Here is a 21,850-nt window from a genome sequence, read left to right as displayed (position 1 = left end):
ATCGGATCGCCACTCTTGACCCAATCCCGCTCCGTTCCGCGCTATCTCACCGGCCTGATCGGCCGGGACATCCAGGCGTCGCTGACGCCGCGCCTGCAGGAAAGCGAAGCGGATGCGCAGGGCATCCGCCTCATCTACCGCCTGTTCGATTTCGCGGCCGACGGCATGGACGGGTCGGACCTGCCGCGCCTGCTGGACGCGCTGCACCTCGCCGGCTTCGCGGGCGTCAACGTCACCCATCCCTATAAGCAGGCGGTCATCGCCCATCTCGACGAGCTATCGCCCCAGGCGGCGCAGATCGGTTCCGTCAACACCGTCGTCTTCCGCGATGGCCGCCGCATCGGCTACAACACCGACGTCACGGGCTTCGCGCAAAATCTCCGCTCCGGCCTGCCGCAGGGCGCCGCCATGACCCGCGTCGTCCAGATGGGCGCCGGCGGGGCAGGGGCGGCGACTGCCCATGCGCTGATGGACCTGGGCGTGGCGCAACTCACCCTGTTCGATTCCGACGCCACCCGCGCCACCGCGCTCTGCGATGCGCTCTGCGCCGTGCATGGCGCCGGCCGCGCGATAGTGGGCGACGATCTCGCCGCATCGGTCGCCCAGGCCGACGGCATCGTCAACGCCACGCCCATGGGCATGGCCGTGCATCCCGGCTCGGCGATCCCGCGCGCCCTGCTCGAACCCCGGCTGTGGGTCACCGACATCGTCTATTTCCCGCTCGAAACCCAATTGCTGCGCGAAGCCCGCGCGGCGGGCTGCACCACCCTCGACGGCAGCGGCATGACCATCTTCCAGGCCGTCGGCGCCTTCCACCATTTCACTGGCCGCACCGCCGATCCTGTTCGCATGGGCGCCAATTTCCGCGCCGCGCTACAGGGCTGACGCAAATGGAGAAACGCACGTCATGAGCCTGCAATTCGGCATCGCCACCGTCTCCCTCAGCGGCACGCTGGAGGAAAAGCTGCGCGCCGCATCCGCCGCGGGCTTTGACGGCGTCGAAATCTTCGAAAACGACCTGATCGCCTCGCCACTACGCCCGCGCGACGTCCGCGCGATGCTCGATGATCTCGGCCTCATTTGTATGCTGTACCAGCCCTTCCGCGATTTCGAAGGGATGCCCGGCGCCATGCGCCAGCGCGCCTTCGATCGCGCAAAGGCCAAGTTCGACCTGATGGGCGAATTGGGCACGCGCCACATCCTCCTCTGCTCCAATTGCTCGCCCCACGCATTGGGCGAGCGCAACCGCATCGTCGCCGACTTCCAGCAACTGGGCGATCTGGCCGCCAGTCACGACATCATCGTGGGCTATGAAGCACTCGCCTGGGGCCGCCATGTCTTCGACCATCGCGACGCCTGGGCGATCGTGGAGGCGGTCGATCACCCCCATGTCGGCATCATCCTCGACAGTTTCCATTCCTTGTCGCGCGGCATCCCCAGCGACAGCATCCGCGCCATCCCCGGCGACAAGATCGCCTTCGTCCAACTCGCCGACGCGCCTAAACTGGACATGGACCTGCTCTATTGGAGCCGCCATTTCCGCAACTTCCCCGGCCAAGGGGGCTTGCCGGTCGAAGCCTATGTCGCCGAAATATTGGCGACCGGCTATACTGGTCCCTTGTCGCTCGAAATCTTCAACGACCGTTTCCGCGGCTGGTCCGCAGACCTGATCGCCGCCGACGGCCTGCGATCGCTATGCCATGTCGAAGATGCCGCGCTGCGCCTGCTTGATCGCCCCACCGCTGCGCCGCCGCCGCCACCCCATGTCCGCCCCGAATTTGTCGAGTTCGCCGTCAGCGACGCGGACGTCCCGGCGCTCGAAGCGATGTTCGGCTCGCTAGGCTTCATCCGCACCGGCATCCACCCGGCCAAGGCGGTCAGCCGCTGGCAGGCCGGTTCGGTCAACCTCGTCATCAATGCCGAACCTCATGGCTTCGGCCATGATTTCCGCCTGGCCCATGGTCCCTCCATTTGCGCCGTCGGCCTCGTCGTGCCGGATCGCGACGCCGTCGCCGCGCGCGCCGCGCATCTGGGCATCCGCACGGTGGACGATAGCGACGCGCCGGGCAATCTCGCCTTCCCGGCGCTGCGCGGCATCGGCGGCAGCCTCGTCTATCTGATCGGGGAAGGGGAGGCCGCCGCCATGTGGGACGGCGAATTTACGCCCACCGGCGCGCCCTATGACGCATCCCCGCTCGCCATCGATCATCTCGCCGCGGTAGTGCGGATCGAGGAATATCTGTCCTGGCAACTCTACTGGCGCTCGCTCTTCGGCTTGCAACAAAGTTTCCAGGCCGATGTCATCGACCCGTCCGGGCTGGTATTGAGCCAGCCGCTCCAGTCGCCGGACGGCGCGCTGCGTGTGACGCTCAATGCCTCCGAGGCGCTCGGAACATTATCTTCACGCTTCGTCGAACATAATCTGGGCGGTGGCTATCAGCATATCGCCCTGTCCACGCCAGACCTGCTGGCGACCGCCGGTCACATGGCCGGCAAAGACGCCGACATCCTGCCGATACCGCCCAATTATCATGAGGACATCGCCGCCCGTTTTGGTCTCGACGACCAGCGCATTGCGGCCCTGGCGCAAGCGAACATTCTTTACGATGCCGACGGCGTTGGCGAATATTTGCAACTCTACAGCCGCGCCTTCCGCAAGCGCTTTTTCTTCGAATTTGTCGAGCGCGACCATTATCAGGGCTATGGCGCACCCAACGCCAGCATCCGACTCGCCTCGCAGGAACGGTATAAGAACGCCGCCAACGACCCGGAATAATCGCCTGCTATCGTCGGCCTGATACTGATCGCACGCGCCGCCTATCAGGACGGCGCGTTGCGCATTATTCAGGACGCTGCGTCAGCCGTCGCTGTCCTGGCCGCCTTGATGCCCAGCTTCTTGCGCGGGCTTTTCGCCTTCACGGGCGCCACGGGCGTTTCTACGGCGGGAGCCGGCTCCGCTACCGCCTTGGGCTTGCGACCGGGCTTCTGGCGCGCGGGCTTGGGCGCCGCCTTGCTCTTGGCCGCCGCCACGACGCTCGGCTGCTTGCGGCTCGCCTTGGGCTTGGGCGCTGCTGCCTCGACCTTCGGCGCTGGCGCAACCGGCGGCGCTTCCGCAGCGGCGGCCGAAGCCGCGCGCGCCTGCGTGCCACGCTGGCCCAGCCCCAGCTTCTGCGCGACGGCGCGGCGCTGTTCGGAATAGGCCTGCGCCACCATCGGATAGGTCGCGGGCAAGCCATAGCGTTCGCGATACTCAGCCGGGGTCAGGCCATGCGTGGCCAGATGCCGCTTCAGCGTCTTGTACGGACGCCCGTCGATCAGGCTCAAAATATGCTCGCGCGAAGCAATGCTTTTGCGCACGCTCACCGCCGGCACATGCTCGACCGTCTCCACTGGTTCAGGCGCAGTCTCCGCGATCAACGCGGCCCGCGTCGACTGGATCAGCGCCGCCAGATCCTCGCTGGCGACTATATTATTGGCGACATAAGCGCTCAACAACTGGACGGTCAGGCTCGTATAATCGGGCTGTTCGGTGTCGGCCATGGAAACATCCTATCCAGATAAGGTCGGGTCGCAGGCTTGACGGTCGGCTGGCCCGATGGACCTTGTGCCCTCGTCCGGCGCTTTTGTCAAAAATGCAGGGGCTGGCATAGTGTATCGGGCATCAAGTCACGGATGAAGACTGATCCACATCATCCTTGGCACAGTCCCCAACCCGACTTTGTCGATCCGATCAGACTTGGTTGCCGACATAATCGATCATCAGGCCGCGCTCGGCGATCCACCCAGCGCCTTGACCAATGCGATACTCGCCCGCATCCGCTCGATCTCTGCGCTCAGCAACGCGCTCTGCGCATCCAGCGCGTCGGTCTGGGCGGTGACCACCTCCAGATAGTCGGATGCGCCATCGCGATAGCGGGTGAAGGCCAGGTCGCTGGTGCGCTGCGCCGCCTGCGCCGCATCGCGCTGGTCGACCAGTTGCACCGACAGATGGCGCAGCGCGGCGATGCCGTCCTCTACTTGCCGGAACGCGCCCAGCACCGTGTCGCGATACAGCGCCGCCTGCTCTTCATATTCCGCGCGCGACAATCTGACCTGCGCCCGCCGCTTGCCGCCGTCGAACAATGTCAGCGCCGCGGCCAGCGGTCCTAGGCCCCACACGCTGTTGGACGCATTCAGCAACGACCCGTGCGTGGCCTGCCAACCACCGCTCAGCCCCAGCGTGACCGAAGGGAAGAACGCCGCCCGCGCCACACCGATCCGGGCATTATTGGCGAACATCCGCCGCTCGGCCGCCGCGACATCGGGCCGCCGCTGCAACAGGGTGGACGGCGCGCCGGTCGGAATGGCGGGCGCGCTCAGCGTCTGCACCCGCGTAGGAATCGAAAAGTCGGAAGCGACCGCCCCGGTCAGCGCCGCCAGTTCATGCTCGGTCGCGGCGCGATCATTCGCCACCGCCGAAATCCGCGCCTTGGCGTTGCTCAACGTCGTGCGCGCGCGATTGACGTCGATGCCCGACGCGATCCCGCCCTCATGCCGCGTATCGGTCAATTGATAGGCGCGCTCGAAAGCCGCCACCGATCGGTGGAGCAGGTCCGCCTGCGCATCCAGACCGCGCAGCCGCGCATAGGCGTCCGCCACCGCCGCCTGCAAACTCAGCCGCGCCGCCGCCAGGTCGGCCTCGCTCGCCTGCGCGTCCGCGCGCGCGGCCTTCACGCTGTTGCGGATGCGGCCCCACAGGTCCAGCTCATAGTCGATCGCCGCGCCGACCGAAAAATCATTATAAGTCCGCGCATCGCCATTGCCCTGGAATCGGTTGCCCGACACGCGCTGGCGCGCGGCATCGCCGCCCACGCTGACGGTCGGGATCAGGTCCGACCCCTCGACCCGCGCCACCGCGCGCGCCTGGTCGTACCGCGCCAGCGCCGCCGCCAGCGTCGGGCTGGCCGCCTCCGCCCGCACCTCCAGGTCGTTCAGCACCGGGTCGCCGAACGCTTCCCACCACGCCCCGCGCGGAGCCGTGTCCATCGGCGTGGCCTGGGTCCACCCCGCCATCTCCTTATAGGCTTGCGGCGCGGCGATCTGCGGCGGCTGATAGGCCGGCGCCATCGAACAGCCGCCCAGCAGCGCCAGCCCCACACTGGCCCCCGCGCGCCATATGGCCCTAACTGGCATGGGCCGCACCCTTGCCGCCGCTCTGCACGCTCACCTTGTCGCCCGACTGGATCGAATCCGGCGGGGAATCGATCACCCGCTCGCCGGGCCTGATCCCGCTCGCCACCAGCACCGTCGCGCCTTCGTCGCGGGCGATGCTGATCGGCCGCACGGTCACGCGGCTGTCGCGGCCGACCACGGCGACGGTCGGACCGTCATTGCCGTAGAGGATCGCACTACCTGGCAAACTCAATCCATTGCCGCTCCCTTGCCCGACATCGAAGCGGACCTGGGCGAACGCGCCCGGCTTCAACGCCCGGTCGGGATTGGCCGCCTGCAATTCGACCAGCACCGCGCCCGACTGCGCATCGACTGCGCCGGCGCTGCGCGTCATCGTCGCGGTAAAGCTGCGGCCGGGAAATTCGGGCAGGGTCAATATGGCCGGCATCCCGACCTTCACCTGCGACGAATAGCCCTGCGGCACGCGCACATAGATGCGCATCCGGTGGATGTCGGACACGGTGAACAAAGGCTGCGACGCGGCATTGCCCGCCACCACCAGCGCGCCGATCTGCGCCGACCGGCTCGTCACCACCCCGTCGAAGGGCGCGGCGAGGCGGGTGAAGCCCTGCAGCGCGCGCAGCCGCTTCACATTGGCCAGCGCCGCATTGGTCACCGCCGATCGCGCGGCCAGATCGCCATTTTTCTCGTCCGATTCCTGCTTCGACACCGCATCCTTGGCCAGCATCACGGCCCAGCGCTTGGCGGTCGTGTCGGCCAGGCGCTGCTGCGCCAGCGCCGTCTGGTAATCGGCCTGCGCGGCGGCGAGTTGCTGATCGATCTCCGGCGCATCGAGCACCGCGAGCGACTGGCCCGCCCGCACATTGTCGCCGATATCGGCCAGCCAGCGGCTGACATAGCCATTGGTCCGCGCATAGATGGCGGCGCTGTTATAGGCCTGGACATTGCCCGGCAGCACCAGCGCCCCGCCCTTGGCGTCGCTTTGCGGCGACACGATCGCGACCGACGGGATCGCCGCCTTTTGCGCCGTATCGCGCAAATCATTGGTCGCGCCAATCCGGGTCGTCGCGCCGATCGCCACGACCGCCAGGGCGATCACACCCGCGCCGATGCCTACGCGCTTCAGCATCCGGCTGTCGGGACCGCTCGCGGTCATATCTTGCGAAGGCTGACTGTCATGCATGGCTGGGCTGATATTCCATCTGGGGATCGGTGGCCTTGTGGCGGCGGTGGACGAAGGCGAAGATGACGGGCACGAAGAAGAGGGTGGCGATGGTGGCGCAGACCAGCCCGCCGATCACGGCGCGGCCCAGCGGTGCATTCTGCTCGCCGCCTTCGCCCAGGCCCAGCGCCATCGGCCCCATGCCGATGATCATGGCCAGCGCGGTCATCAACACCGGGCGGAATCGCACCAGCCCCGCCTCCATCGCCGCCTTGGTCGCGTCGCCCAGTTCGGCCAGCTTCTCCCGCGCGAAACTCACGACCAGGATCGAATTGGCGGTGGCGACACCCATGCACATGATCGCGCCGGTCAGCGCCGGGACCGACAGGGTGGTGCCGGTCACGAATAGCATCCACACGATTCCGGCCAATGCGGCGGGCAGGGCGGTGATGATGACGAAGGGATCGACCCAGCTCTGGAAATTGACGACGATCAGCAGGTAGATCAGCACGATCGCCCTCGCCAGGCCCCAACCCAGCCCCGAAAAGGCGGTGTTCATCGTCGCATATTGGCCGCGCATGGTGACGGTCGCGCCCTTGGGCACTTCGTTCTCCAGCGACTTGATCGCGGCGTTGATGTCGCCCGCCACCGCGCCCAGGTCGCGACCCTGCACCGTCGCATAAATGTCCAGCACCGGCGCGATATTATAGTGCGACACCACCGGCACGGTGCTCGACCGCGCGATCGTGGCGAGGCCACCCAGAGGCTGCACCGCGCCATTGCTCCCCGCGGCGGCCGACACGGGCACATTGGACAGGTCGCTGATCGATCCCACCAGATATTCGGGCGTCTGCGCGACGACGGGATAGGACACCCCGCTTTTGGGATCGACGAAGAAGACGGGCGCGGTCTGCGCCGTGCCTGCCAGCGAACTGGCCAGGCTGGTCGTCACGTCCCGCTCGGTCAGCCCATATTGGCTCGCGCGCGACCGGTCCACATCGACGTTCAACTGCGGCGACCGGCCCGGCTGCTGGATGCGCGCATCGGCCAGGCCGGGGATGGTCGCGATCTTGGCCAACAGCTTCCGCGCATAGGCGCGGTTGGCCGCCGCATTCTTGCCCGCGATCTGGATATCGATCGGCGCAGGCGCGCCGAAATTCAGGATCTGGCTGGTGATGTCGGCGGGCAGGAAGGAAAAGCTGGTGCCGGGGAAACGGCGCGGCAATTGCTCGCGCAGCAGGCCGACGATCGCGTCGGTCGGGCGATGGCCGTGCTTGAGCGCGATCATCATGTCGCCATCCTGCGGGCCGATCGTGCCGCTATTATTATAGACGGTGTTGATGGAGCTGACCGGCAGGCCGATATTGTCGGTGATGGCGTCCAGTTCGCGCGCGGGCACCATCTCCTTCACCGCGGCGGCGATCCGCTCGAACCGCGCGGCCGTATCCTCGATCCGGCTGCCCACCGGCACGCGGACATGCATGGCGATCTGGCCCGAATCCACCGCCGGGAAGAAATTGCTGCCCAGCATGGGAAGCAACCCGAAGGACAGGAGGACCAGCCCCATGAACCCCAGCAGGAAGGGCTTGCGCGCATTCAGCGCCCGGCGCAGCAAACCCATATAGCTATGGCGGATCGCCTCGAACCGCCTCTCGAACGCGCGCTGGAACCGCACGAAGATGTTCCGCGATGTCGCATCGCCCGCCATATGGGCGTCGCCATGGTCGACATGGGGTTTGAGCAGATACATCGCCATTGTCGGCACCAATGTCCGCGACAGGATGAAGGACGCGATCATCGCGAACACCACCGCCAGCGCCATCGGCACGAACAGGAAACCCGCGACGCCGGGCAGGAAGAACATCGGCACGAACACGATACAGATGCACAGCAGGGATACGAAAGCCGGCGTCACGATCTGCGCCGCGCCGTCCAATATGGACTCCACGACCCCCTTGCCCTGTTCCAGATGCCAGTTGATATTCTCGATCGTCACCGTGGCGTCGTCCACCAATATGCCGACCGCCAGCGCCAGCCCGCCCAGCGTCATGACGTTCAGCGTCTGGCCGAACATCGCCAGCGCCGCGACCGCCGCCAGGATGGCGAGCGGAATAGACAAAGCGATAATGACCGTCGATCGCCACGATCCCAGGAACAGCAGGATCATCAGCGACGTCAGCGCCGCGGCCAGCGCGCCTTCATGGATCACGCCCTCGACCGCCGCCTTGACGAAGATCGACTGGTCGCCGATCATCAATATCTTCAGGCTTTCGGGCAGCGTCGCGCTGATCTTGGGCAGCGCTTCCTTCACCCCGTCTACGATCGCCAAAGTCGACGTCGCGCCATTCTTCAGCGCGGTCAGCAGCACCGACCGCCGCCCTTCGACATGCACCACATTGGTTTGCGGCCCGTTGCCGTCGCGGACATAGGCGATGTCGCGCATATAGATGGTCGCGCCGTTCACCACCTTGACCGGCAGGTCGTTCAGCGCCTCGATCGTGCCGGGCGCATTGTTCAGCCGCACGCTATATTGGGTCGCGCCGATCTTGACGAAACCAGCCGGGTTGATCTGGTTCTGCGCGGCGATCGCGGCGCCGACATCCTGCGCGGTCAACCCCTTGGACTGGAGCGCCACGGGATTGAGGTCGATCTGGATCTGCCGCTGCTTGCCGCCCGACGGATAGGGCATGGCAAGGCCGGGAATGGTGACCAGGGGCGGACGGATCTGGTTCTGGCCCAGGTCGAACAATTGCTGTTCGGACAATCCCTTGCCCGACAGCGCCAGTTGCAGGATCGGCACGGTCGATGCGCTATAGTTCAGGATCAGCGGCGGCGTGATCCCCGGCGGCATCTGGCGCAACACCGTCTGCGACACCGACGTCACCTGCGCTGTGGCGGTGCGAATGTCGGCGCCGGGCTGGAAATAGATTTTTACGATGCCGATGCCCTGCATCGACTGGCTCTCGATATGCTCGATATCGTTGACGGTCGTGGTCAACACCCGCTCATAAGGACCGATGATCCGGTTGCTCATATCTTCGGGCGGCAAGCCGGAATATTGCCAGGCCACCGCGATCACCGGAATGCGGATATTGGGGAAGATGTCGACCGGGGTGCGGATCGCCGCCATGATCCCGACGATCGCGATCAATATCGCCATGACGATGAAGGTCAGCGGTCGATGCAGCGCAACCTTGACGATACCGATCAAACCAGAACTCCCGCCTTCATCGCGCCGACGCCTGTCGCCGGATGCTTGATGCCGCGCCTCTCCGCCCGAAATCGCCTGCAAGGCACAACGGGAACCGGCGGCCAAACCGCCATGCCGTCCCTGTCCTGTTCTGCGGAGCGGCCGGATTTAGTTTCGAAACGCTACCCTTGGTCCGGCCTATGCGCAGTTGTTTCTTTCCTGTCCAATATCTAAACAGGCTTGATTGATATCTACAAAGACTTGATCCAATGGACCTGAGACATTTACGCTATTTTCTCTGCGTCGCCGAAGAGATGCATTTTGGCCGCGCCGCCCAGCGCTTGCGCATGTCGCAACCGCCGCTCAGCCAGCAAATCCGCGCGCTGGAGCAGGAACTGGGCGTCCGCCTGTTCGACCGCACCAGCCGCCGCGTCGCCCTGACCGAAGCGGGCCAACTTTTCATGCCCGAAGCGCGCAAGACGCTGGTGCAGGCGGATCATGCCGCGCAGGTCGCCCGGCGCGCCCAAAGCGGCCATCTGGGCCGGCTCGCTCTGGGCTTCACCGCCTCGGCGCCCTTCGTGCCGCAGATCGCCGATGCGCTCTATGATTTCCGGCGGCGTTTCCCGCAGGTCGATCTGCGCGTGCAGGAACAGGGGCGGGACCATCAGGTCGCGCTGATCGAACGCGGGGATCTCGACATCGGCATTATCCGCGGCGTCGCGCCGCCCTCCCTGCCGGCCGGCCTCAGCGCCACCTGCTTGCTGGAGGAGGATATGCTGCTCGCGCTGCGGCAGGATCATGCGCTGGCCCGGCGCGACGCCGATCCGTCCATCGCCGACCTCGCCGGCGTCCCCTTCGTTCTCTACGCCAACACCAGCAGCGCCGATTTCAACGATCATTTCTTCGCGCTGTGCGACCAGGCGGGGTTCAAGCCCAGCATCGCCCTGGAAGTCGGCAGTTTCGCCACCCTGCTCGGACTGATCGCCGCCGGTTTCGGCGCGACCATCTTATCCCGCTCGCTTTCGCGCCTGCATGTCGACAAGGTGATCCTGCGCCCGCTCTTTCCCCCTGTCCGCACGCGCCTGTGGATGATCCATCGCGACGACCCGCCACCCACCGCCCGCGCCTTTCACGACGCCATTCTTCGCGCAGCAAATGGACAAAATGGGGACAATGATGACATCATGCAAGATATTGAAAATAAAGAGAAATAGGAGATTTCCCGATCGACGCGCTTTGAGCGTTCGAAAATATATTATTTATATTCAATGGCTTATACCGAAAATCCGATGTGAAATCGCGCTACAGCTGTCGCACTCGCTGTCGCATCAGCGCCAACTGGCATCCGCCAAAGCATCCATCGCCAGCGCCACCGCGCCCAGCGGCCCGGCCTGATCGCCCAGCGCCGGCGGTCGCACGATCGCGCCGATCGTGTCCTCCGTGACGAAGGGCAAATAACCCGCCAATTGCGCCACCACCTTGGCCCGCACCCGGTCCAGCAAGTCGGCCCGACCCACGCCCACGCCCCCGCCGATCAGCACCTGCCGCGCCGCCATGGTCAATAATATCGTGCCGACCATCTGCGCCATATCATGGGCGACATTGTCCCAGCGCGGATCGTCGGCGGCGATCAGATCGCCTGGCACGCCGAACCGCTCCGCCAGCGCCGGCCCGGACACCAGCCCCTCAATACAGTCGCCATGAAAGGGGCAGACGCCCGCAAAAGCATCGCCCGGCGCCCGGCGGGTCAAGATATGCCCCAGTTCCGGGTGCATCGCGCCATGCAACGGCTTGCCATGCAACGCGAAACCCGCGCCCAGCCCGGTGCCGATGGTGATATAGCACAGGCAATCGGATGGCCCCCCGCCTTCCGCTTCCTCGCCTTCCGCTCCAGCCCCCCAGCGCATTTCGGCCAGCGCCGCGCCGTTCACGTCGGTATCGATCGTCGCGGGGCAGGGCAGCACCCCCGCCAGCGCCCCATAAATATCCGCGCCCGTCCAGCCCGGTTTGGGCGTCGGCAGCATATGCCCGAAATCCGCCGCCGCCCGGTCCAGCCGCAGCGGCCCGAACGACGCGATGCCCAGCGCCTCGAAAGGCGCCGCCTCATGCCAACGCCGCAGCAACGCCGCGCCGGCGCCCAGCGTCTCGGCGGGCGTCGTGGTGGGGATCATCACCCGCTCGACAATCTCCCGCCCCCGCGCTCGCAGCACGAACATCTTGGTCCCGCCCATTTCGACACCGGCCAGATCGGGCGCGGCGCTCATGCGGTGACGCTTTGGAGGGTGGGAAAGGAAAACATGATGCGCCACGCCCCGAAAAGAAAAATCCCGCCCCTCATAGGCAAGCGCGTCTGGTCCTTCCAGTTCCCGCTCGAAGATGACTCATCAAACTGCCGATCGGCAAAGCCCTTCACCCCCGTTCCCCGAACGCCGCCGCCAGAGCGCGCAGCAGCCCATGGTCCGCCACGCCCTCGTCCGCCAGGACGAAGCCCAGTGTCCGCCGATGGTCGAACCCTGCCAGCGGCACATGCGCCACATCGGCGCTGCGATAGGAGTCGGGCATCACCGTCACCCCCATGCCCGCGCCCACCATCTGCAACGCCCGCTCGTCATTGGTCGTGCGCAGCGAAAAATGCGGCCGCACCCCGCGCTCCAGAAAATGGCGGCTGGTCTGCGACAGCAATTCGCAATGCCGCCGCACGATCATCGTCTCGTCGCGCAGATCTTCGGCATCGACCTGCGCCCGGCCGGCCAGGGGATGGTCGGTCGCCATGACCATCGCATAGCCTTCCTCTCCCACCACAAGCTGCGCCAGCGCCTGCGCGCCCGGTCGCAGGATGGTGAGCGCCGCGTCCAGTCGATCGCGCGCCAGCATTGCCGACAATTCCCGCTCGCTGGCAAAGGCGATCTCCACCGGCCCGCCGCCGCCCGCCCGATAGGCGCGCGCCGCCCGCGCCACCAGGGCGCCAGATATGCTGCTCAGCACGCCGACCCGCACCGGCCGCGCCTGCGCGGTATCGGCCATCGCCCCCAGCGCGACATTGAACTCCCGTTCGATCCGCCGGGCGTGGGTCAGGAAGCGGGTGCCGGACTCGGTCAATTGCACCCGCTGGTTCGTCCGGCTGAACAGTTGTCGCTGCAGCGCGTTCTCCAGCTTGGCGATCCCGGCCGACAGCGTGGGCTGCGACACGTTGCAATGGATCGCCGCGCGGGAGAAATTGCCCTGGTCCACCACCGCCAGGAAATAGCGGAGAAGATAGCGTTCGATCATAGCTTCCATCTATACACTGATATGCAACTGTCAATTTTCCAGCCGCACCGGCCCGCGCTATGATCGAACCAACAGGAGAGAGACGCCGATGACCGATTTCGATTTTGCGCTGGGCGACAATGCCGACATGATCCGCGACAGCGCCGCCCGCTTCTCGGCCGACCGCATCGCCCCGCTCGCCGCCGAAATCGACGCGAAGGACTGGTTTCCGCGCGAATTATGGCCGGCTATGGGCGAACTCGGCCTGCACGGCATCACCGTGTCGGAAGAAGATGGCGGCCTGGGCCTGGGTTATCTGGAGCATGTCGTCGCGCAGGAAGAGGTCGCCCGCGCCTCCGCCTCCATAGGTCTCAGCTATGGTGCCCACTCCAATCTCTGCGTCAACCAGATCCGCCGCTGGGGCAATGCCGAACAAAAGGCGAAATATCTCCCCAAGCTCATCTCCGGCGATCATGTCGGCTCGCTCGCCATGTCGGAGGCGGGCGCCGGCTCCGACGTCGTCTCGATGAAGCTGAAGGCGGAAAAGAAGGGCGACCGCTACATCCTAAACGGCACGAAGTTCTGGATTACCAACGCGACTTACGCCGACACGCTCGTCGTCTACGCCAAGACTGGTGAAGGCTCGAAAGGCATCACCACCTTCCTGATCGAAAAGGACATGAAGGGCTTCTCCATCGGCCAGAAGATCGACAAGATGGGGATGCGCGGCTCCCCCACCGCCGAACTGGTGTTCGACGATTGCGAGGTGCCGGAGGAGAATATCATGGGGCCGCTCAACGGCGGCGTCGGCATATTGATGTCGGGCCTCGACTATGAACGCACCGTGCTGGCGGGCATCCAGCTCGGCATCATGCAGGCCTGCCTCGACACCGTCCTGCCCTATATCCGCGAGCGCAAGCAGTTCGGCAAACCGATCGGCGCCTTCCAACTCATGCAGGCCAAGGTCGCCGACATGTATGTCGCGCTCAACTCGGCCCGCGCCTATGTCTATGCCGTCGCCCGCGCCTGCGATTCCGGCAAGACGACCCGCTTCGACGCCGCCGGCGCGATCCTGCTGGCGTCCGAAAATGCGATGAAGGTGGCGCTGGAAGCCGTGCAGGCGCTGGGCGGCGCGGGCTATACCAAGGACTGGCCGGTCGAACGCTATATGCGCGACGCCAAGCTGCTCGACATCGGCGCGGGCACCAACGAAATCCGCCGGATGCTCATCGGTCGCGAGTTGATCGGCGCATGACCGCCCCCGTCCTCGACACGAGGCTCGCCGCCGATAGCGAGGCCTTCCGCGCCAACGCCGCGCACAACCGCGCGCTCGCCGAAGAGCTGCGCGCCAAGGTCGCCGCCGTCGCCCAGGGCGGCTCCGCCACCGCCCGCGACAAACATGTCGCGCGCGGTAAACTCCTCCCCCGCGATCGCGTCGAACGTCTGCTCGATCCCGGCTCGCCCTTCCTCGAAATCGGCCAGCTCGCCGCCAATGGTCTTTATGGCGACGAAGTCCCCGGCGCGGGCCTCATCGCCGGCATCGGCCGGGTGTCGGGCCGTCAGGTGATGATCGGCTGCAACGACGCCACGGTGAAGGGCGGCACCTACTACCCCCTCACCGTCAAGAAGCATCTGCGCGCGCAGGAAATCGCGCTCGAAAACAACCTCCCCTGCATCTATCTGGTCGACAGCGGCGGCGCGAACCTGCCCAACCAGGCGGAGGTCTTCCCCGATCGCGATCATTTCGGCCGCATCTTTTACAATCAGGCGAACCTGTCCGCGCGGGGCATCCCCCAGATCGCCTGCGTCATGGGTAGCTGCACCGCAGGCGGCGCCTATGTCCCCGCCATGTCCGACGAAACCGTGATCGTCCGCAACCAGGGCACCATCTTCCTCGCCGGCCCGCCGCTGGTGCAGGCCGCGACGGGCGAAGTCATCAGCGCCGAAGATCTGGGCGGCGGCGACCTGCACGGCCGCAGGTCCGGCGTGGTCGATCATGTCGCGCAAAGCGACGATCATGCGCTGACCATCGTCCGCGACATCGTCTCGACGCTCCAGCCCGATCGCCAGCCCGACCTCAACCTGCGCGACCCCCGCCCGCCGAAATATGACGCCGCCGACCTTTACGGCATCATCCCCAACGACGTCCGCGCGCCTTATGACGTGCGCGAAATCATCGCGCGCCTCGTCGACGGCAGCGAGTTCCACGAGTTCAAGGCGCTCTACGGCACGACGCTCGTCTGCGGCTTCGCCCATATCTGGGGGATGCCGGTCGCGATCCTGGCGAATAACGGCGTCCTGTTCAGCGAAAGCGCCCTGAAAGGCGCGCATTTCATCGAACTCGCCTGCCAGCGCCGTATTCCCTTGCTGTTCCTTCAGAATATCTCCGGCTTCATGGTCGGCGGCAAATATGAGGCGGAGGGGATCGCCAAGAACGGCGCGAAACTCGTCACCGCCGTCGCCACCGCGCAGGTGCCCAAGATCACGGTGCTGATCGGCGGCAGCTTCGGCGCAGGCAATTACGGCATGTGCGGCCGCGCCTATGGCCCGCGCTTCCTCTTCACCTGGCCCAATGCGCGGATTTCCGTGATGGGCGGCGAACAGGCCGCCAGCGTCCTCGCCACCGTCCACCGCGACGCGGGTCAATGGAACGCAGAGCAGGCAGAAGCCTTCAAAGCCCCGATCCGCCAGCGTTTCGAGGATGAAGGCAACCCCTATTATGCCACCGCGCGGCTATGGGACGACGGCGTCATCGACCCCGCCCAGACCCGCGACGTCCTCGGCCTCGCCTTCGCCGCCACGCTGAACGCGCCAGTCCCCGACCGCGCGCAGTTCGGCATTTTCAGGATGTAATGCGGAATGATCCAGTCCCTCCTCATCGCCAATCGCGGCGAAATCGCCTGCCGCATCATCCGCACCGCACGGGCGATGGGCATCCGCACGGTCGCGGTCTATTCGGACGCCGACGCCAACGCACTCCACCTCCGCGACGCCGACGAAGCCGTCCATATCGGCCCATCCCCGGCGCGCGACTCCTATCTGGTCGGTGAAAAGATCATCGCCGCCGCCAAAGCCACCGGCGCGCAGGCGATCCATCCGGGCTATGGCTTCCTGTCCGAAAACGCCGCCTTCGCCCAGTCGGTGATCGACGCGGGCCTCATCTGGGTCGGCCCCAACCCGTCCAGCATCACCGCCATGGGCCTGAAAGACGCCGCCAAGAAGCTGATGCAGGATGCCGGCGTCCCGACTACGCCGGGCTATCTGGGCGACGACCAGAGCCTCGAACGCCTCACCGCCGAAGCCGACGCCATCGGCTATCCCGTCCTCATCAAAGCGGTCGCCGGCGGCGGCGGCAAGGGGATGCGCAAGGTCGACAACCCCGCCGACTTCGCCGACGCGCTCGCCTCCTGCCGGAGGGAGGCCGCGTCCAGCTTCGGCAACGACTCCGTCCTCCTCGAAAAATGGATCACCAACCCGCGCCATATCGAAGTGCAGGTCTTCGGCGACAGCCACGGCAATGTCGTGCATCTGTTCGAACGCGACTGCTCGCTCCAGCGCCGCCACCAGAAGGTGATCGAGGAAGCCCCCGCGCCGGGCATGACCGACTTCACCCGCGCCGCCATCTGCGATGCCGCCGTGCGCGCGGCCAAGGCGGTCGACTATGTCGGCGCCGGCACGATCGAGTTCATCGCCGACGGATCGGCGGGCTATATCAAGCCCGACCGCGTGTGGTTTATGGAAATGAACACGAGGCTTCAGGTCGAACATCCGGTGACGGAGGAAATTACCGGCCAGGATCTGGTCGAATGGCAACTCCGCGTCGCATCGGGCGAACCGCTGCCGAAGAAGCAGCATGAACTCTCCATCAACGGCCACGCCATAGAAGCGCGCCTCTATGCCGAGGACCCGGCCAAGGGCTTCCTGCCCTCCACCGGGACATTGGAGCAATTTGAACTCGACGCCAATGTGCGTATCGACAAAGGCGTCTATCAGGGCGCGCATATTTCGCCCTATTATGATCCGATGATCGCCAAGATGATTGCGCATGGACGGGATCGTGAAGAGGCACGGGAAACGCTGGCCTATGCGCTGGGCCGCAGCGTCATATGGCCGCTTCGCACGAATGCCGCTTTTCTCATCAATGCGCTGGATCATCCGGACTTCATCGCTGGAACGATGGACACCGGCGTCATCGAGCGGGCAGGCGACAGCCTGATCCCGCCCGCCATGCCGTCCGACGATGCCTTGTCCAACGCCGCGCAACATTATGGGCGTCAGTCCCTGGCCGGATTCCGGCTGAACGCAGCGCGGCGGCAGCAGGTCGTATTGACGGTGAATGGACAATCATTGTCGACCCATATGCCTATCCTCGATTATGCGGATCAGCTCCCGCTCGCTGGTCCGATGGAGCCGCCCACTATCTCTTTCACGACTGATGCGGGCCAAACATGGCGCGTCGAGCCGATGCGCGTATCGGGCAACGCCGCCGCCGCGGCTTCCGACGGCGCGATCCTCTCCCCCATGCCTGGCCGCATCATTGCGGTCGCGGTGGCGGCGGGCGACAGCGTGACCAAGGGGCAGAAGCTGCTGACATTGGAAGCCATGAAGATGGAACACAGCCTCGTCGCTCCATTCGACGGCGTCGTCGCGGAACTCAACGCGGCCGAAGGCGGGCAGGTCAGCGAAGGCGCGCTGCTCGCGAAAATCGACAAGGAACAATAGGGTGGCAGGCAGATATTTCGACCAGTGGCGCATCGGCGATAGGATCGTCCACGACATCCGCCGCACCGTGACGGAGACGGACAATCTCCTCTTCACGACGATGACCCATAACCCGCAGCCCCTGCATCTCGACGCCGAAGCCGCCAAAGCCAGCGAATTCGGCCAGATTCTCGTCAACGGCACCTTCACCTTCGCGCTGATGGTCGGCCTGTCGGTGGGGGATACGACGCTCGGCACGCTGGTCGCTAATCTGGGCTATGACAAGCTCGTCATGCCCCATCCGGTCTTCATCGGCGACACGATGCGCTGCGAAACGGAAGTGACCGACCTCAAGCCCAGCCGTTCCCGCCCCGGCGCAGGCATCGTCACCTTCACCCACCGCCTGCGCAACCAGCGCGACGAAATCGTCTGCCAATGCCTGCGCATGGCCCTGCTCAAACGATCCGACGCATGACGCTGCGCTCGCTGCTTTTCGTGCCGGGGGACCGCCCCGATCGCTTCGCCAAGGCCGCCGCCAGCGGCGCCGACGCGCTGATCCTCGACCTGGAGGATTCGGTCGCACCGGAACGCAAGACCGCGGCCCGCGCCGCCGTCGCCGCATGGCTGGCGGAAGACCGGACGATCCCCGGCTTCGTCCGCGTCAATCCGCTCGATGGTGACCAGACCCTCGCCGATCTCGCCGCAGTCCTGCCCAGCCGCCCCGAAGCCCTCGTCCTGCCCAAGGCGGAGGGCGCAGCCAGCGTCGCGGCGCTGCTGGCGCTGATCGGCGACAACGCACCGCCGATCCTCCCTATCGCCACCGAAACCCCCGCCGCGATCTTCCAACTGGGCAGCTACGCCGCGACGACCACGCATCTCGCCGGCCTGACATGGGGCGCCGAAGACCTGCCCGCCGCGATCGGGGCAGCGACCTCGCGCGAAGCTGACGGCCGCTACACGCCGCCTTATGAAATGGTCCGCGCGCTCACCCTGTTTGCCGCCCATGCCGCCCATGTGCCCGCGATCGAAACCGTCTTCCCGCGCATCGATGCGCCCGATGCCCTGGCCGATTATGTCGCCCGCGCACGACGCGACGGCTTCACCGGCATGATGGCGATCCACCCGGCCCAGGTCGCGACGATCAACACGGGCTTCACCCCGACAGCCGACGAACTGGCCCATGCGCGCGCAATCGTCGCCGCCTTCGCCGCCAATCCCGGCGCGGGCGCGTTGCAATTGGGGGGAAAGATGATCGACCGGCCGCACCTCAAACAGGCGCAGCAAATAATCAGTCGCGGCGGACGATAACCTCGACCCCCGCCAAACCCCGCGTCAGGGCGAAGGGCTTGTCGACATTGACGCAGGCCTCCACCACGCCCGGCCAGCCCAGGCATTCCTCACCCAGTCGGTGGGCGAATGTCTCGATCAGCGGGATATGCACTTCTGACAGCGCCTCGGCCGCGCGCACGATCCGCCGATAATCGATCGTCTCGTTTATCCCCTCGACTGCGCCGCCCGACAGCAGCAACTGGACGGTGATGACCAGTGGCTGGCGACGGCCGATCTCGTCGGGATTGATGCCGATGTCCGCCAGCAGCGGCAGGTCCTTGACCCGGACCTTGGTGGCGACGGATGTCATATCAGGCTATGCTCCTCTGTGCGGCCAGCACCGTATTGCTCAACAGGCAGGCGATGGTCATCGGCCCGACCCCGCCCGGCACCGGCGTCACCGCCCTGGCATGGTCCAGTTCATGGGTGGCGCAATCGCCCACGATCCGGCTGGCGCCATCATGGTCCACCACCCGCGTAATGCCGACGTCGATGACGACAGCGCCGGGCTTGACCCAATATCCGCGCACCAGATGCGGCGCGCCCGCCGCCGCCACGATCACATCGGCGGCGCGCGCGATATCGGGCAGGTTGCGCGTTTCGATATGCGTGACCGTCACCGTCGCCTCCCGCTCCAGCAACAGCATCGCCACCGGCTTGCCGACGATGTTGGACTTGCCGATCACCACCACGTTCAATCCGCGATAATCGTCGATCACGCTGTCGAGCAGCATCATGATGCCGAGCGGCGTGCAGGGCACCAGACCCTGCGACCCGGTCGACAGCCGACCGACATTAACGGGGTGGAAGCCATCGACATCCTTCGCCGGTGCGATGCGATCCAGCACCCGCCCGGCATCGATGCCCGAAGGCAACGGCAACTGCACCAATATGCCATGTACCGCCGGATCGCCGTTCAGCGCGTCGATCATGTCAAGCAGCGCCTGTTCGCCGCAATCGGCGGCCATGCGCTGCTCGATCGATCCCATGCCGACCTTGCGGCATTCGCTGATCTTGCGCCGGACATAGATGTCGCTGGCCGGATCGCCGCCGACCAGCACGACCGCTAGCGTCGGGTCGATCCCGTCCGCCTTCAACTGCGCGACCTCTTGGGATGTCCGTTCCGATAGCACGCGCGCCATCGCCCGCCCGTCGATGATGTCGCGCACGGATCAGCCCCGGAAGACGACGGTGCGCGCCTTGTTCATGAACACCCGGTCCTGCAAATGCAGCCGCACCGCTTCGGCCAGCACCCGCCGTTCGATGTCGCGGCCGCGGCGCACCAGTTCGTCGGGCACGTCGGCATGGCCGATCATCTCGACATCCTGATGAATGATCGGGCCTTCGTCGAGATCGGCGGTCACATAATGGGCGGTCGCGCCGATCATCTTGACGCCGCGCTCATAGGCCTGGTGATAGGGCTTGGCCCCCTTGAAGCCGGGCAGGAAACTGTGATGGATGTTGATGCAACGCCCCGACAGGAAACAGGCCAAATCGTCGCTCAGTATCTGCATATAGCGGGCCAGCACCACCAGGTCCGCGCCGGTGTCGGTCACGACCTGCTTGATCTGCGCTTCCTGGGCGGATTTGGTGTCCTTGGTCACCGGGAAGTGGAAAAAGGGCATGTCGCCGATCAGCGAGGTGTGCAGCACTTCGCGCGGATGGTTGGAGATGATCCCCACCACGTCCATCGGCAGTTCGCCGATCCGCTGGCGATAGAGCAGGTCGCCCAGACAATGGTCCCATTTCGACACCATCAGCACGACTTTCTTGGGCGTGGCCTGGTCCGCCATCGACCAGTCCATGCCAGCTTCGGCGGCGATCGGGGTGAAACCCTCGCGCAGCGCGTCGAGCGTCTCACCCGCGCCGGGCTTGAACGCGACCCGCATGAAGAAAGTGTTGTTCATCGCGTCGTCAAACTGCTGCGCGTCCACGATATTGCAGCCATGGGCGGCCAGATAGCCAGCGACCTTCGCCACCAGGCCGGGCTTGTCGTCGCATTGCAATCGCAGCGTATAGATAGTCGTCACGTCAATCCTCCCACTTGTCCGTCTGCGTCAATGCGCGCGGGCATAGTCGTTGATCCAGGCGACCGTCTTTTCCAGGCCGCCAAAGGGGTAAAAATGCAGTCTTATGCGCCCATGCTCCTCGCCCAGCGACCGTTCGAACGTCTCGACCAATTTGTCGGGACCAGCGGTGCCGAGCAGCTTCGTAATGGAAATACCATATTTTGCGAGCACGGAAGCGGACGCGCCGACGCCGCAGCGCGCGGCGAAGCGCATCAGCGTCTTGATGCCCGCCGGCCCCGGCACGCCGATACGCACCGGCGCTTCGATCCCACGCGCGCGCAACTCCGTCAGCCAGACCAGAACCGCGTCGGCATCGAAGACAAATTGCGTCACGATCAGCGGCGCCATGCCGCGCTGCTCGATCTCGGTGCATTTGTCGAGCAGGACCGACCAGCATTGGTCCGGCGTCATGTTGGGATGGCCTTCAGGATGGCCGCCGATGCCGATGGCGCGGATGCCCGCCCGTTCGAACGCGCCGCTGCCGATCAAGGCGCTGCTGTCGGCATAGGGGCCTTCGGGTTGCGACGGGTCGCCCGCGATCACGAAACAGCGCCGCACATCCGCTTCGGCCACGGCCGCCGCCAGATAATTCTCGAACTCGCCGGTCGATGTGATCCGTCGCGCCGAAAAATGCGGCATGGGTTCAAAGCCCAGACTGCGGACCAGCTTCGTCGCGGCGATCCGGGCGGCGAAATCCTCGCCCGGCAGGAAAGTGACTGCAACGGGCGTTTCCGCCGCGATGGACGGCGCTGCTTCGCGCAGCGATTCCACGTCCTTCGCCGTCATTTCCAGCGAATAGCCATCGACCATGTTGACGGGTGGCCGTTCCCAGTTCGGATGAATGACCGGCATATCCTATCCCCTTCAACCTTGCCTCTCGCGACTCTTTCTAAAGCATCGGTTTAAATTCGCATAGATGAAATATTCATAAATACGAAATTACATGAACATCTGTCTTAATGACGTTTTCGCGGTTGT

18 protein-coding genes are annotated in these 21,850 nt (G+C 65.4%); 8 read left to right on the top strand and 10 right to left on the bottom strand.

The features are described from left to right. The first annotated feature begins 15 nt into the window (after positions 1 to 15). Together sphantq_RS19000 and sphantq_RS18995 are read left to right on the top strand one after the other, a co-directional pair. Positions 16 to 885, top strand: coding sequence for a shikimate dehydrogenase (locus sphantq_RS19000; RefSeq protein WP_272800437.1), 870 nt, complete (start codon positions 16 to 18; stop codon positions 883 to 885). A 22-nt stretch (positions 886 to 907) separates the two neighbouring features. Further along, entirely contained in the window at positions 908 to 2,776 is a 1,869-nt protein-coding gene (locus sphantq_RS18995) for a bifunctional sugar phosphate isomerase/epimerase/4-hydroxyphenylpyruvate dioxygenase family protein (RefSeq protein ID WP_272800436.1), read from the top strand. Between the two features lie 68 nt (positions 2,777 to 2,844). On the opposite strand, the gene sphantq_RS18990 is transcribed toward sphantq_RS18995, so the two are convergent. From sphantq_RS18990 to sphantq_RS18975, 4 genes are all read right to left on the bottom strand, one after another. Then, on the bottom strand, positions 2,845 to 3,540 hold the full coding sequence (locus tag sphantq_RS18990; protein WP_272800435.1) for a MucR family transcriptional regulator: 696 nt from the start codon (positions 3,538 to 3,540) through the stop codon (positions 2,845 to 2,847). A gap of 219 nt (positions 3,541 to 3,759) precedes the next feature. Beyond that, entirely contained in the window at positions 3,760 to 5,172 is a 1,413-nt protein-coding gene (locus tag sphantq_RS18985; RefSeq protein ID WP_272800434.1) for an efflux transporter outer membrane subunit, read from the bottom strand. Continuing rightward, positions 5,162 to 6,328, bottom strand: coding sequence for an efflux RND transporter periplasmic adaptor subunit (locus sphantq_RS18980; RefSeq protein ID WP_272800433.1), 1,167 nt, complete (start codon positions 6,326 to 6,328; stop codon positions 5,162 to 5,164). The genes sphantq_RS18985 and sphantq_RS18980 overlap by 11 nt, the downstream gene beginning before the upstream one ends. A 19-nt stretch (positions 6,329 to 6,347) precedes the next feature. Continuing rightward, positions 6,348 to 9,545 (bottom strand): efflux RND transporter permease subunit, encoded by a 3,198-nt coding sequence (locus tag sphantq_RS18975; RefSeq protein ID WP_272800432.1) that lies wholly within the window; start codon positions 9,543 to 9,545, stop codon positions 6,348 to 6,350. A 248-nt stretch (positions 9,546 to 9,793) separates the two neighbouring features. Here sphantq_RS18975 and sphantq_RS18970 point away from each other — a divergent pair, with 248 nt between their 5' ends. Continuing rightward, complete coding sequence (locus sphantq_RS18970; RefSeq protein ID WP_272800431.1) at positions 9,794 to 10,738, top strand: LysR substrate-binding domain-containing protein; 945 nt, start codon at positions 9,794 to 9,796, stop codon at positions 10,736 to 10,738. 114 nt (positions 10,739 to 10,852) lie between these two features. Here sphantq_RS18970 and sphantq_RS18965 read toward each other — a convergent pair whose 3' ends face one another. Both sphantq_RS18965 and sphantq_RS18960 read right to left on the bottom strand, forming a co-directional pair. Then, on the bottom strand, positions 10,853 to 11,788 hold the full coding sequence (locus sphantq_RS18965; RefSeq protein ID WP_272800430.1) for an ROK family protein: 936 nt from the start codon (positions 11,786 to 11,788) through the stop codon (positions 10,853 to 10,855). Between the two features lie 145 nt (positions 11,789 to 11,933). Then, positions 11,934 to 12,794 carry a LysR family transcriptional regulator gene (locus sphantq_RS18960; protein WP_272800429.1) on the bottom strand — a complete coding sequence of 287 codons (861 nt, stop codon included), beginning with the start codon at positions 12,792 to 12,794 and terminating at the stop codon, positions 11,934 to 11,936. An 88-nt stretch (positions 12,795 to 12,882) separates the two neighbouring features. Between sphantq_RS18960 and sphantq_RS18955 the strand changes: the two genes are divergently transcribed. The 5 genes from sphantq_RS18955 to sphantq_RS18935 are packed head-to-tail and all read left to right on the top strand — an operon-like array spanning position 12,883 to position 18,782. After that, positions 12,883 to 14,028: an isovaleryl-CoA dehydrogenase gene (locus sphantq_RS18955; RefSeq protein WP_272800428.1), complete on the top strand. Its 1,146-nt coding sequence runs from the start codon at positions 12,883 to 12,885 to the stop codon at positions 14,026 to 14,028. Continuing rightward, positions 14,025 to 15,626, top strand: a complete 1,602-nt coding sequence (locus tag sphantq_RS18950) for a carboxyl transferase domain-containing protein (protein WP_272800427.1) — start codon at positions 14,025 to 14,027, stop codon at positions 15,624 to 15,626. Before sphantq_RS18955 ends, sphantq_RS18950 begins: the two co-directional genes overlap by 4 nt. 6 nt (positions 15,627 to 15,632) lie before the next feature. Then, entirely contained in the window at positions 15,633 to 17,495 is a 1,863-nt protein-coding gene (locus tag sphantq_RS18945) for an acetyl/propionyl/methylcrotonyl-CoA carboxylase subunit alpha (protein ID WP_066607958.1), read from the top strand. A 1-nt stretch (position 17,496) separates the two neighbouring features. After that, complete coding sequence (locus sphantq_RS18940) at positions 17,497 to 17,949, top strand: MaoC family dehydratase (RefSeq protein ID WP_066607961.1); 453 nt, start codon at positions 17,497 to 17,499, stop codon at positions 17,947 to 17,949. Next, on the top strand, positions 17,946 to 18,782 hold the full coding sequence (locus sphantq_RS18935; protein ID WP_272800426.1) for an HpcH/HpaI aldolase/citrate lyase family protein: 837 nt from the start codon (positions 17,946 to 17,948) through the stop codon (positions 18,780 to 18,782). Before sphantq_RS18940 ends, sphantq_RS18935 begins: the two co-directional genes overlap by 4 nt. Here sphantq_RS18935 and sphantq_RS18930 read toward each other — a convergent pair. Genes sphantq_RS18930 through sphantq_RS18915 form a run of 4 tightly spaced genes read right to left on the bottom strand, consistent with a single transcriptional unit; the run spans position 18,763 to position 21,724 of the window. Then, positions 18,763 to 19,113 carry a dihydroneopterin aldolase gene (locus tag sphantq_RS18930; RefSeq protein ID WP_272800425.1) on the bottom strand — a complete coding sequence of 117 codons (351 nt, stop codon included), beginning with the start codon at positions 19,111 to 19,113 and terminating at the stop codon, positions 18,763 to 18,765. The two genes, sphantq_RS18935 and sphantq_RS18930, sit on opposite strands and share 20 nt — an antisense overlap. 1 nt (position 19,114) lies before the next feature. Beyond that, positions 19,115 to 19,945 (bottom strand): bifunctional 5,10-methylenetetrahydrofolate dehydrogenase/5,10-methenyltetrahydrofolate cyclohydrolase, encoded by an 831-nt coding sequence (locus tag sphantq_RS18925; RefSeq protein ID WP_066608728.1) that lies wholly within the window; start codon positions 19,943 to 19,945, stop codon positions 19,115 to 19,117. A gap of 30 nt (positions 19,946 to 19,975) precedes the next feature. After that, positions 19,976 to 20,833: a formyltetrahydrofolate deformylase gene (gene purU, locus sphantq_RS18920; protein ID WP_129925755.1), complete on the bottom strand. Its 858-nt coding sequence runs from the start codon at positions 20,831 to 20,833 to the stop codon at positions 19,976 to 19,978. 27 nt (positions 20,834 to 20,860) lie between these two features. Continuing rightward, the gene (locus sphantq_RS18915) at positions 20,861 to 21,724 is read right to left on the bottom strand and encodes a methylenetetrahydrofolate reductase (protein WP_272800424.1); all 864 of its coding nucleotides are present in this window, start codon (positions 21,722 to 21,724) and stop codon (positions 20,861 to 20,863) included. Positions 21,725 to 21,850 lie beyond the last annotated feature (126 nt).

Source organism: Sphingobium sp. AntQ-1, from assembly GCF_028538045.1.
Lineage (GTDB): Bacteria > Pseudomonadota > Alphaproteobacteria > Sphingomonadales > Sphingomonadaceae > Sphingobium > Sphingobium cupriresistens.
The sequence above is the reverse complement of the archived record's forward strand: the minus strand, read 5'-3'. Positions and strand labels throughout refer to the sequence as shown.